The sequence below is a fragment of the Cupriavidus sp. USMAHM13 genome (genome assembly GCF_001854285.1).
Taxonomy (GTDB): domain Bacteria; phylum Pseudomonadota; class Gammaproteobacteria; order Burkholderiales; family Burkholderiaceae; genus Cupriavidus; species Cupriavidus malaysiensis.
Genome location: NZ_CP017751.1, coordinates 411,304 through 422,710, shown reverse-complemented (window position 1 = coordinate 422,710; position 11,407 = coordinate 411,304). Strand labels below are relative to the sequence as shown.

10 protein-coding genes are annotated in these 11,407 nt (G+C 69.9%); 9 read left to right on the top strand and 1 reads right to left on the bottom strand.

Annotated elements, in window-relative coordinates:
* Positions 1-9: 9 nt before the first annotated feature.
* The 7 genes from BKK81_RS01925 (at position 10) to BKK81_RS01895 (ending at position 7,775) form a co-directional block, all read left to right on the top strand.
* A complete protein-coding gene (locus BKK81_RS01925) occupies positions 10-645 on the top strand; it encodes a hypothetical protein (protein ID WP_071010521.1) in 636 nt (211 codons plus the stop codon).
* 92 nt (positions 646-737) lie between these two features.
* Complete coding sequence (locus BKK81_RS01920; protein WP_071010520.1) at positions 738-3,062, top strand: tetratricopeptide repeat protein; 2,325 nt, start codon at positions 738-740, stop codon at positions 3,060-3,062.
* Positions 3,063-3,065: 3 nt separating this feature from the next.
* Positions 3,066-3,545: a type II secretion system protein gene (locus tag BKK81_RS01915; protein WP_071010519.1), complete on the top strand. Its 480-nt coding sequence runs from the start codon at positions 3,066-3,068 to the stop codon at positions 3,543-3,545.
* Between the two features lie 50 nt (positions 3,546-3,595).
* Positions 3,596-3,976: a type II secretion system protein gene (locus BKK81_RS01910; protein ID WP_335582953.1), complete on the top strand. Its 381-nt coding sequence runs from the start codon at positions 3,596-3,598 to the stop codon at positions 3,974-3,976.
* A 32-nt stretch (positions 3,977-4,008) separates the two neighbouring features.
* The gene (locus tag BKK81_RS01905; protein ID WP_083383870.1) at positions 4,009-4,464 is read left to right on the top strand and encodes a hypothetical protein; all 456 of its coding nucleotides are present in this window, start codon (positions 4,009-4,011) and stop codon (positions 4,462-4,464) included.
* A 225-nt stretch (positions 4,465-4,689) separates the two neighbouring features.
* Positions 4,690-5,694 carry an Lnb N-terminal periplasmic domain-containing protein gene (locus BKK81_RS01900; RefSeq protein ID WP_442873395.1) on the top strand — a complete coding sequence of 335 codons (1,005 nt, stop codon included), beginning with the start codon at positions 4,690-4,692 and terminating at the stop codon, positions 5,692-5,694.
* A gap of 11 nt (positions 5,695-5,705) precedes the next feature.
* Positions 5,706-7,775 (top strand): esterase/lipase family protein, encoded by a 2,070-nt coding sequence (locus tag BKK81_RS01895; protein WP_157903133.1) that lies wholly within the window; start codon positions 5,706-5,708, stop codon positions 7,773-7,775.
* 69 nt (positions 7,776-7,844) lie between these two features.
* On the opposite strand, the gene BKK81_RS01890 is transcribed toward BKK81_RS01895, so the two are convergent.
* Complete coding sequence (locus BKK81_RS01890; RefSeq protein WP_071010517.1) at positions 7,845-8,843, bottom strand: LysR family transcriptional regulator; 999 nt, start codon at positions 8,841-8,843, stop codon at positions 7,845-7,847.
* Positions 8,844-9,054: 211 nt separating this feature from the next.
* Here BKK81_RS01890 and BKK81_RS01885 point away from each other — a divergent pair, with 211 nt between their 5' ends.
* Together BKK81_RS01885 and BKK81_RS01880 are read left to right on the top strand one after the other, a co-directional pair.
* Positions 9,055-10,029, top strand: a complete 975-nt coding sequence (locus BKK81_RS01885) for a Bug family tripartite tricarboxylate transporter substrate binding protein (protein ID WP_071010516.1) — start codon at positions 9,055-9,057, stop codon at positions 10,027-10,029.
* A gap of 47 nt (positions 10,030-10,076) precedes the next feature.
* Positions 10,077-11,399 carry a CaiB/BaiF CoA transferase family protein gene (locus tag BKK81_RS01880; protein WP_083383869.1) on the top strand — a complete coding sequence of 441 codons (1,323 nt, stop codon included), beginning with the start codon at positions 10,077-10,079 and terminating at the stop codon, positions 11,397-11,399.
* The last annotated feature ends 8 nt before the right edge of the window (positions 11,400-11,407 follow it).

Here is an 11,407-nt window from a genome sequence, read left to right as displayed (position 1 = left end):
GGTGGCCGCATGAAGCTGACCATCTCCAGACCCGTGCAGCTTGCGCTGGCCATCACACTGGTCGGCACGGCCGTCGCCCTGCTGCGGCCGCCCCCGGTCGAACTCCCGATCCTGACAGCATGGACCGGCAGCCCGGCCGGCGGCATCCGCCTGCCCACGCCGGTACAGCCAGCCCAATCCGACCCGCCCTGGCTTCGACCCCAACTGCCCGAGCCCGTCGCGCCTCCGGCGCCGCCAGCCGAATCCGGGCCATCCGCACCGCCGCCGTTGGCTCCGGCCGGTCCGGACGATGCGCCGCCGCTGCCAGCGGCTCCGCTTGCATCCGAACCCGCTGCGCCGGACATCGTGTATCTCGGCCGCATCATCCGGGACGGCAAGACACAGGTCTTTCTTGCGTCCGGCGGCGGCGAACCGCTCGTGCTGAAGGCCGGTGACCTGCTGCATGGCAGTTGGGCGATCCAGGCGATTTCGTCCGCGCACATCACGCTCAAGCATGTGCATTCCGGCGAAACCCAGGTGATCGCGATGGGAGGCAACGCAAGCGGCGCTCCATCCGGCAGCCCGCACGGCGGCGCATCTGGTCAAGTCGGCCAACGCTTTCTTGGCAGCAGTCCGGCAGACATCCACATTCAACCCGTCCATTGACAGGCACAAGCATGATCCTGCTGCGTTTTGAGTTCCGAGCGGCTCCCGTCCGCGGCGCGCTTCGACGATCGCCGCGGCGGTGGGGTCTCGCCATGCTGGTGGCCTGTCTCGGCGGCTGTGCCGGCTATACCGACTGGCGCCAGGGCAACAAGCTGCTCGACGATGGCCGGATCGGCCAGGGGCTGGAGCAGATGCAGCAGGCCTCCAAGGAGAATCCGCAGCGCTACCGGATGAAATTCATCGCCGAGCGCGACCGCCAGGTGCGTCAGCTGATCCAGAAGGCCACCACGGCGCGCGCGAACGACCGCATCGACGAGGCGCTCGCCACGTATCAGCAGGTGCTTCGCTACGATCCCCAGCATAGCGAGGCACTGCGCGGCATCCGCCTGATCGCGCGCGAACAGCGCGAACGCATCGAGCTGGACGAAGCCCGTACCGCACTCGGCAAAGGCGATGCTGCCACCGCCCGGCAGTTGCTGGGCACCATTCTGGCGGAAAACCCTGGGCATCGGCAGGCCGGCGCGATGCTGCAGCAGATCGAGGCGCAATCCGTGCGCGCCGCGATGGTGCTGCCCGCGCTCAATCAATCGCTGCAGAAGCCGGTCACGCTAGAACTGAAGGATGTCGACATCCGCTCGGTGCTGGCGATCCTGACCCATACCTCCGGCATCGGCTTCGTGCTGGACAAGGACGTCAGTCCTGACCTGCGCACCACGATCTATGCGCGCGACACATCGGTGATCGACGCGCTGAACCTGGTCCTGCAGACCTCGCAGCTCGACAAGAAGGTGTTGAACGACACCACGCTGTTGATCTATCCGGCGACCGACGAGAAGCGCAAGCGCTACGACGACCTGGTGGTCCGCTCCTATTACCTGAACAGCGCCGACCCGCAGAAGGTCCAGGAAATGCTGCGCACCATCGTGGCGCCGAAGTCGATGTACGTGGACGGCCGCCTGAAGATGCTGGTGGTGCGCGACAGCGAGACCGTGCAGGACACCGTCGCCCGCTTGCTGAACCTGTACGACATCGCCAGTCCGGAGGTCATTCTCGATGTCGAGGTGCTGGAGATCAACGCCAACGATCTGCTCAATCTCGGCATCCAGTTTCCGGACCGCGTCAGCGCAAGCATGGTCGGGCCGGCAGGCGTGCCCGGCAGCATGACCATCGGCGACCTGAGGCATCTGAACCGGGATAGTTTCCCGTTGACGTTCCCGGATCCGCTGGCGGTGCTGAACCTGCGCCAGACCAGCGGCAGCACGCGGACGCTGGCCAATCCGCGCATCCGCGTCATCAGTCGCGAGAAGGCCAGCGTGATGATCGGCGACAAGGTGCCGGTCATCACCTCGACCGTCAACCAGACCTCCAGCGCCATCACCGAGTCGGTCAACTACCTGGATGTCGGCCTGAAGCTCGATGTCGAGCCGGAAATCCACGTCGACAACGACGTGACGATCAAGGTGGCACTGGAAGTCAGCAATATCGTCAAGGAGGTCCGCTCGTCGGCCACGGGCCTGCTGGCTTACCAGATCGGCACGCGCAATGCGAACACTGTGCTGCGGCTGCACGAAGGGGAAACCCAGGTGCTGGCCGGCCTGATCCAGAACAGCACGCAGGAATCCGGCACGCACATTCCCGGGCTGGGGAAGATCCCGCTGCTGGGGCGGCTGTTCTCGAACAGCAACGACACCACCACGCGCACGGAGATCGTGCTGCTCATCACGCCGCATATCGCCCGCTCGCTGGCGATGCCGAACGCCCACGCGCAGGCGTTCCCGAGCGGCACGGCCGAGCAGGTGTCGACCCGTCCGCTACGCTTGACGCCGGCGGCGCGGTACAGCGATTCGGACAGTCTGCCCGCGCCCGGCCCGGTCGAAGCTGCCGTCGACTCCGCGCCCTCGCCTTCCGCATCGGGGGCTGGGACCGGGGCGGGGACCGGGGCTGGGACCGGGGCGGGGACGGGCGCGGCCGTCGCCTCGTCCCCGGCTGCACTGGCGCTCGGTGCGCGGCAGGCGGGCGGCCCATCCCGCGCCGGGCAGCCCGACGGCGTCCGCTTCGATCTGGCCATGCCGTCGCAAGTCGCGCCGGACACCCCCTTCACGATCAACCTGCTCGCCATGGGACCGGGTTTCGACACCGCACAGGTCGACCTCGTGCCGGACCAGCCGGGCATCCAGCTGCTGAAGGTCGAACCGCGCGCCGGGGTGACGCTGGATGCGCGCCAGGAGCACGGCGTCATCCACATTACGGTCGGCGCGGCCACGCCCGACGGCTCGCTCGGCATGCTGACGTTCCAGGCCAGGCAGGCCTCGAAGGACCCGGTCAACCTGTCGCTGCAGAACCTGAGAGTCCAGCGCGACAACGCGCAACTGGCCGGGACCGTCGCCCTGCCCAAACCGCTGACGATATCCGACTGAGAGATGAAGCGATCCCACCATTCCGGCTTCACGCTGATCGAGATGATCGTGACGGTCGCCCTGGTCGCCATCATTGCGTCGGTCGCGACTCCGCTCTTCAAGATGCAGCAGCAGCGCGAGAAGGAACGCGAGCTCAAGACGGCGTTGCGTGACATCCGTGCCGCGATCGACGCCTACAAACGGGCGGGCGACGAGGGACGGATCGCACGCTCGCTCGATTCGACCGGCTATCCGGCCTCGCTCGACCAGCTGGTCAGCGGAGCCGTCGACCAGCGCGATCCGAAGGGCCGCAAGATCTATTTCCTGCGGCGCGTTCCGCGCGATCCGATGACCCGGTCCCCCGCCGTGACCGCCGCGGACAGCTGGGGCACGCGCAGTTACGCCAGCGAAGCCGACGATCCGCAACCCGGCGCCGACGTGTACGACGTGTTCTCCTTGAGCGGCAGGACCGGGAGCAATGGCATTCCGTACCGGGAGTGGTAATGGTGCGCGCGAAGATGAGCGGGAAGAGGAGCGGGAAGAGGAGCGGAAAATTGCCTGCGAAGCGCCTGCGCGGATTCACACTGATCGAGCTGCTGGTCGTGCTGGCCATCATCGCGACCTTGCTGTCGATCGTCGCACCACGCTATGTCCATCAGAGTGACCGCGCAAAAGAGGCCGCATTGAAGCAGAACCTGTCCGTGATGCGGCGGGCGCTGGACGAGTACTACAGCGACACCGGCAGGTACCCGGAGACATTGGGCGCGCTGACCGAACACCGCTACCTGCGCGCCCTGCCGCTCGACCCGGTCACCAATCGCCCCGACAGCTGGATACCGGTGATGGGTGACGGCGAGGACGACAAGTGCATCGTCGACGTGAAGAGCGGCGCGGCCGGTACCGCGCTGGATGGCAGCGCTTACCGCGCATGGTAGGCCACCTCTCGCGCCCTCGTCGTCAACGCGGCGTGGCCTATTTCTGGGCGCTGCTGATGGTGCTGTGCATCACGCTCGGGCTCGGCAAACTGCTGGACAATGCCGCGATATCGGATCAGCGCGCGCGCGAAGGCGAGCTGTTGTACGTGGGCAATCTCTATCGTGACGCCATCCGGCAGTACTCGGAGAGTACGCCCGCCGGCGCCCGGCCCTACCCCGATAGACTTGACGATCTGCTGCGCGACCCGCGTTACCCGGTCGTGCGCCGGTACCTGCGCCGGCCTTATCCGGATCCGTTCACGGGCCGCGCGTTCGAGCCCGTTTCCGCTCCCGGGGGCGGCATCATGGGTGTTCGCAGCACGTCATCGAAACGGCCGCTCAAACTGGCGGGCTTCCGGGACGATCAGGCAGCCTTCGCCACCGCGTCGACCTATCGGCAATGGGAATTCAGCTATGTGCCGAAGGAAGCAAGATTGCCGGTCAAGTAGAAGAACAGCCCGACAGCGCGCTCCGCTCCAGGCGGGATTCCCCGTCCCCCACAGCGCAACGGCGCTGGCGGCGGACACCACGGCAGCGTGCCTCCCGGCCAACCTTTACACTATGCGCCATCCGCCATCCCAACCACCCTCGTGAGCCGATCCCCGTTCCAGCCGTTTCAGCCATCCCTGCCCGACACCTCACCGCACAGCCGCCTCCCCTGGCCGCTGCGCACGCTGCTGGCCGCAGCCGTCGCCGCCGCCACCGCCTGGGGCGCGCTGGCGTTGTGGTTCCAGCTTCCCGCTGCCGGCGCGTTGCGCGTTCCGCCCGTGGCCGCGTGGACGCTGCTGGGCCTGGCCTGCCTGGGCACGCTCTGCCTGGGCCGCAGTGCGCGCGCCCGGCGCTTGTGGCTGGCCGCCTTCGGCGCCGCGCTGCTGGCATTGCTGGGCTGGTGGCACACCATCAAGCCTTCGCACGAGCGCGTCTGGGCCGACGACGTGGCGCGCCTGCTGGAGGCGCGGGTCGAGGGCGACCGCGTGGTGCTGCGCAATGTGCGCAACTTCGACTGGCGCAGCGAGACCGACTACACGCCGCGCTGGGAGACCCGCGAGTATGACCTGTCGCAACTGCGCTCGGCCGACCTGATCCTGTCGTACTGGATGGGGCCGGCGATCGCGCACACGCTGGTTTCCTTCGACTTCGGCGCGGGCGGGCGCGTGGTGCTGTCGCTGGAGATCCGCAAGGAGCGGCACGAGAGTTTCTCGGCCATCGGCGGTTTCTTCCGCCGCTTCGAGTCGGTGATCATCGCCGCCGACGAGCGCGACATCGTGCGCACGCGCAGCAATGCGCGCGGCGAGGACGTCTACCTGTACCGGCTGGCGGCCTCGCCGCAGGCACTGCGCCAGCTCTTCCTCGGCTACATGGCGCGCGCCGAGGCCTTGCGCCGCGCGCCGGCCTTCTACAACACCCTCACCAGTAACTGCACCACCATCGTGTTCGATCTCGCCCGCCAGATCGTGCCGGGGCTGCCGCTCGACTACCGCTTGCTGCTGTCCGGCTATTTCGCCGAGTATGCCTACGACCAGGGCGGCCTCGCACCCGGCTTCGATTACGCCACCCTGCACGCGCTGGGCCATATCAATGCGCGCGCGCTGCAGGCCGATGCGCATCCCGCGCTGCCGTTCTCGCAGGCGATCCGGCGCGGCGTGCCGGGCATCGCGCCGGCGGAGGCCGGGCTGTGAGGGGCGCCGCCATGACGTTCCCGGCCCGGGGCCGGCTGCGCCGTCCCGGCTGGCGCGGTGTCCTGCTGGTGTTGCTGGTGGCCGCCGCCGCGCTGCTCGACGGCTGCGCGATGGTCGAGGTGAAGTCGGTCAGCGCCAGCCAGTTCATCGCGCAGAAGCGCGGCGACATCCTCACGCGCGGGCGGCTCAGCGACGCCAGCGAGGAGACGCTGCGGGTGGCGGGGCTCGAGCAGGGGCCGTGCAGCAAGCCGTCGACCGCTTGCATCGACGCACTGGCGCGCACCACCGTCCTCGGCGACGAACGCCGCCTGGCGACCTTGTCGGAGCTGTGGCTGCAGCAGGCCATGACGCTGGCGAAGGCCGCGCCGGACGCCGCCGGCACCACGCAGGCGGCTGCCATCGACGCCTGGCTGGAGACCGCGCGCTTCGCCTACGCCTACCTGTTCTTCACCGCGCGCGGACCGGGCGAGCGTGCCTTCGAGGAACGCCAGACCCAGGTGCGCGACTACTACAACTATGCGGCACAGGAGGCCGCCATCGCGCTGTTCCGCGCCAGCACGACGCAGGGCACGGCCGAATCCACGGCGCCGATGCGCCACGGCGCCTGGACCATCCACAAGGACATCACCGGCCTGCGCCTGCCCGAGGGGGTGACCGTGCCGCGCGAGCTGATCCCGGCTGCCTCGCTGTCCTTTGCGGGCCTGCGCAGCACCTACCGGCGCGACGGCTTCGGCGCGGAGCTGGTGGCGGTGCTGGAGGACGACCCGGTGGCCTCGTCGGCCAGCCGCGGCGAGGCGCCCGACACCGCGAGCGAGGACGGCACGGCGGCGCGCGGCGCGCGCTGGCACCGCGACCGCACGCGCGATTTCAGCGAGATGCCGTCGCCGTCGCTGACGCTGCTGCTGCGCTTTCCCGGCGACGACCTCGAGGACGTGCTCACCACGCGCGACGTGCTCATCAGCGCGCATGACCCCTACAAGGACGCCTTCTTCGCCCTGCACGGCCAGCAGGTGCCGCTGGCGGCCAACTACACCGCGGGCTACGGCCTGTGGCTGGCGCGCTCGGACTTCGCCGGGCAATCGCTGCGCACGCTGCTGGGCCTGCGGCGCGGCATCGACCGCCCGCACCTGTACATGATGCAGCCCTACGATCCGGACCGCCGTGTCATCGTGATGCTGCACGGCCTGGCCAGCAGCCCCGAGGCCTGGGTCAACGTGGCCAACGAAGTGCTGGGCGACGAGACGCTGCGCCAGCGCTTCCAGGTCTGGCAGGTCTACTACCCGACCAACCTGCCGCTGGCCATCAATCAGGCCACCATCCGCCACGCCATCACCGAAACGCTGGCGCACTTCGATCCGCAGGGCCGCGCCGCGGCCTCGCACGACATCGTGCTGATCGGCCACAGCATGGGCGGCGTGCTGTCGCGGCTGCTGGTGTCGTCGTCGGGCGGGCAGCTGTGGGACTGGTTCTCGACCCAGTACGAGATCGACGCCGACAGCGACAAGATGGCGGCGATCCGCGACCGCATCGAGCCGGCGTTGAGCTTCACGCCGCTGCCGGGCGTGGAGCGCGCCATCTTCATCGCCGCCCCGCACCGCGGCACCGACATCGCCGGCAACCGCATCGCGCGCTGGTTCTCCAGCCTGATCCGGCTGCCGCTGACTGTGCTGGAAGGCTTCGACGACGTGGCCCGCGCGCTGGCCGGCGCGCGCCCCGGCCGGCCCGACGGCGAGATGCCGCGCATCCCCAGCAGCATCGACAACCTCAACGCCGGCGATCCCTTCGTCAAGACCGCCGCCACGCTGCCGATCTCGCCGCGCGTCTGCTACCACTCCATCATCGCCCGGCGCGACCCCAAGGTGCCCCTGGCCGATTCCGACGACGGGGTGGTGCCCTACCGCAGCGCCCACCTGGACGGTGCGGCGTCGGAAAAGATCATCCCCTCGGGGCACAGCGTGCAGGAGACCGCCGCGGCCATCCTGGAGATCCGGCGCATCCTGCACGAGGACCTGGACTGGGGCTGCGCGGCGGGTGAGGCTGCGGGAAAGACCGCGGCGCGGAGCGCGCCCGCCGCGCGCTGAGCGCGGCCCGCGCGTCGCCGTGCGGGGGGCGGGTGGCGGCGCCGTCTTCTTCCCCGCCCCCGTGCGGCGTCAGCGCGCCGCGCTGCCGACGCGCGCCGGCCAGCTGCCGTCGGCGATCTGCGCGGCCACGATCTCGCCCAGCAGGTCCAGCACCGCCGAGGCCGCGATCGACAGCGGCATGGTGGCCGAGCGGCACAGGTAGACCGGCCGCGACACGGCCGGGTGGCTGATGCGGGCGGCCGACAGCCAGCCGTTGCGCACCTCGGCGTGGACCGAGGCATAGGACAGGATGGTGCAGCCGACGCCCGCCGCCGCCAGCGCGATCAGTTCGGGGATGGCATTCACTTCCGCCAGCACGTCCAGTTCCACCTCGTGGGTGCGCAGGTAGCCGTCGATCAGCGCGCGCAGGCCATGCTCGCCGGCCGGCAGGATCATCGGGTAACGCCGCAGGTCGCGCAGGCGCACGGTGCCCGCCAGGGGTTCGCCGGATGCACCGTGCGCACCATGCGCACCGGGTGCTGCACGCCCGCGGCCGGCGCCGAGGCGGCCCGGCGCCGCCACCAGCACCAGGTCCTCGTCGACCACGTGGTCGAACAGCAGGCCGGAGCCGCTGCCGGCCTGGAAGGTCAGGCCGATGTCGATATGCCCGCTCAGCAGGTGGCTGGGGATATAGCCGGTGCTCAGTTCGATCACCTGCAGCCGCACCTTGGGCCAGCGCCGGATGGTTTCGCGCACCAGCGGCACGGTCAGGATCTTGGCCATCGACTGCGGCAGGCCGATGGCGACGCGGCCCTCGGGATCGGTGACCAGATCGCGCACGTCCTCGCAGGCCAGGTCGAGCCGCTTCAGGATCTCCCTGGCATGGCTCTCGAAGCGCTGGCCGGCGGCGGTCGGCACCACGCCCTTGTGGCTGCGCGTGAACAGCGCCACGCCCAGGGCCTCTTCCAGGTGCTTGATCTGCAGGCTCAGCGCCGGCTGCGCCAGGTGCAGCACCTCGGCCGCGCGCGAGATCGAGCCGGACGCGGCCACGGCAAGAAAGCAGCGCAGGCCGCGCACGTCCACGGGCATTCCCATCGTCGTCTCCTTGTGTCTCCGTGATCCCGTCCGCGCACCTTCGCCGCGCGCACCGTGCGGGCCGCTGCGGCCGGATGTGGGTATATCAATCCACGATACCCTGCATCAATAACCTATCTTGGACATATATGCCAGCGCACGCGATAGTGGCGGCAGCCCCGCGCCATGCACGCGGAGCCGGGCACAGACCCTCGCAGGAGACAAGATGGGACTCAACCGCCGTACCTTCCTGGCTGGCGCAGGCGCCGCCTTGCTCACGCCACCGCTGCTGGCCGATCAGTGGCCCGCGCGGCCGATCCGGCTGGTGGTGCCGTTCGCCGCGGGCGGGCCGGGCGATTTCGTCGCGCGCCTGATCGCGATCCCGCTGGCGCAGCGCCTCGGGCAGGCGGTGGTGGTGGAGAACAAGCCGGGCGCCGGCGGCAACCTGGGCACGCAGAGCGTGCTCGATGCCAATGCCGACGGCTATACCCTCCTGCTGAACACGGTCGGCATGCATGCGGTCAACCCGCTGATGTTCCCCGACCTGCGCTTCCAGCCGCAGCGCGACCTCACCGCCATCGGCGTGGTGGCGGCGGTGCCGAACGTGCTGGTGGTGCATCCGAGCAAGCTCGGCGTGCACAGCCTGGCCGAGCTGGTGCGGCTCGGCCGCCAGCGCCCGAACTACCTCAGCTACGCCACCTACGGCGCGGGCAGCTCGCCGCATATCTACGGCGCGCTGCTGCAGAAGGCCGCGGGCTTCACCGCGGTGGCGGTGCCGTACAAGGGCAGCGCGCCGGCCAGCAGCGATGTGATGGCGGGCAATGTGGATTTCCTCTTCGACAGCATGACCACCTGCATCGGCCAGATCCGCGGCGGCAAGCTCAAGGGGCTGGCCATCACCTCGGCCGCGCGCTCGCCGCTGCTGCCCGAGGTGCCGACGCTGAAGGAGGCCGGCTATCCCGCGCTCGACCTGAAGTTCTGGCTGTCGCTGCAGGTGTCGGCCAAGACCCCGCCGGCCATCGTCGAGGCCCTGCGGCAGGCGGTGGCGGCGTGCACGCGCGACGCCGGCTACGGCCAGTCGCTGGTGGCGCGCGGCGCCGAGCCCTTCCACCTCGCCCCGGCCGAGGTGCAGACCTATGTGAACCGCGACGCCGCGCGCTGGACCGCGCTGGCGCGCTCGATCGACATCAAGCCCGAGTAGGCCTTCCGGCCCCGTCTCCGCCCCCTCCCTCTTTTCCCTCGACAGACATGATTGCATTGCAAGGAATCCGCGTGCTCGACCTGAGCAAGGTGCTGGCCGGCCCGCTGTGCGGCCAGTACCTCGGCGAACTGGGCGCCGAGGTCATCAAGGTCGAACCGGTCGGCCGCGGCGACGACACGCGCGCCTGGCTGCCGCAGGACCGTGGCCAGTCCGCCACCTTCCTGGCCGTCAACCACAACAAGCGCAGCCTCGCCGTCGACCTCAAGACCGCCGAGGGCCGGCAGGTCGTGCAGGCGCTGGCGGCCAAGGCCGACGTGGTGCTGCAGGGCTTCGGCAGTGGCGCCGCCAGGCGGCTGGGGGTGGACTACGAGACGCTCTCTGCCACCAACCCGGGCCTGATCTACTGCGAGATCTCCGGCTATGGACGCAGCGGCCCGCTCGGCCAGGAGCCCGGCTACGACGTCATGCTGCAAGCCTTCAGCGGCATGATCAGCAGCATGGGCGAGCCGGGCGGCAGGCTGGCGCGCGCCAGCTTCTCGCCGGTCGATCTCGGCACCGGCATGCATGCCTTCAGCGGCATCCTGGCCGCGCTGCTGGAACGCCAGCGGAGCGGGCGCGGCATGCACCTGGAGGTCTCGCTGCTCGACACGGCGATGGGCTTCATGGGCTATCTCGCGCAGAACTACTGGTGCAGCGGCAAGCCGCCGCGCCCGATGGGCACCGCGCATCCCGCCATGGCGCCGTACCAGGTCTTCGAGGCGGCCGACGGCCCGGTCATGATCGGCGTCGGCAACGATGCCCAGTGGCAGCGCTTCTGCCCGGTGGCCGGCCTGCAGGAGGTGGCCGACTCGCCGCGCTTCGCCACCAATGCGGCGCGCGTCGCGCATTTCGACGAGACCGTGGCCCTGGTGCAGGCCCGCATCGCCACGCAGCCGGTCGCCTACTGGCTGGAGGCGCTGCGGCGCGCCGGCGTGGCCTGCGCGCCCATCCACACGCTGGACCAGGCGCTGGCCCACCCGCAACTCGCCGCGCGCGGGCTGGTGGTGGAGTCCGAGCATCCGCTGCTGGGCAAGGTCCGCAACATCGGCCTGCCGGTGCGCTTCCGCGGCGAGGCGCGCCAGGCGCACCGCGCGCCGCCGCTGCTCGGCGAGCACACCGACGAGATCTTGCGCCAGGCCGGCTACGGCGCCGCGGCGATCGCCAGCCTGAAGGCCGGCGGCGTGGTGGCCTCGGCCGGCTGCTGCGGCGACGGCGACGGCGACGATGCCGGCCGCTCCGTTCCCGACCCTGCCGATCCCGACATCGGTCCCAGCATCGACACCCATATCGATACCGCCATGGCGCCGGCCGCACGGCCTGCCGCCGCCTGACACGAGGA

Excerpts from the sequence above, each read along its gene's own strand:
- BKK81_RS01925 (WP_071010521.1), top strand. The coding sequence starts at position 10 with ATGAAGCTGACCATCTCCAGACCCGTGCAGCTTGCGCTGGCCATCACA.
- BKK81_RS01920 (WP_071010520.1), top strand. The coding sequence starts at position 738 with ATGCTGGTGGCCTGTCTCGGCGGCTGTGCCGGCTATACCGACTGGCGC.
- BKK81_RS01915 (WP_071010519.1), top strand. The coding sequence starts at position 3,066 with ATGAAGCGATCCCACCATTCCGGCTTCACGCTGATCGAGATGATCGTG.
- BKK81_RS01895 (WP_157903133.1), top strand. The coding sequence starts at position 5,706 with ATGACGTTCCCGGCCCGGGGCCGGCTGCGCCGTCCCGGCTGGCGCGGT.
- BKK81_RS01890 (WP_071010517.1), bottom strand. The coding sequence starts at position 8,843 with ATGCCCGTGGACGTGCGCGGCCTGCGCTGCTTTCTTGCCGTGGCCGCG.
- BKK81_RS01885 (WP_071010516.1), top strand. The coding sequence starts at position 9,055 with ATGGGACTCAACCGCCGTACCTTCCTGGCTGGCGCAGGCGCCGCCTTG.
- BKK81_RS01880 (WP_083383869.1), top strand. The coding sequence starts at position 10,077 with ATGATTGCATTGCAAGGAATCCGCGTGCTCGACCTGAGCAAGGTGCTG.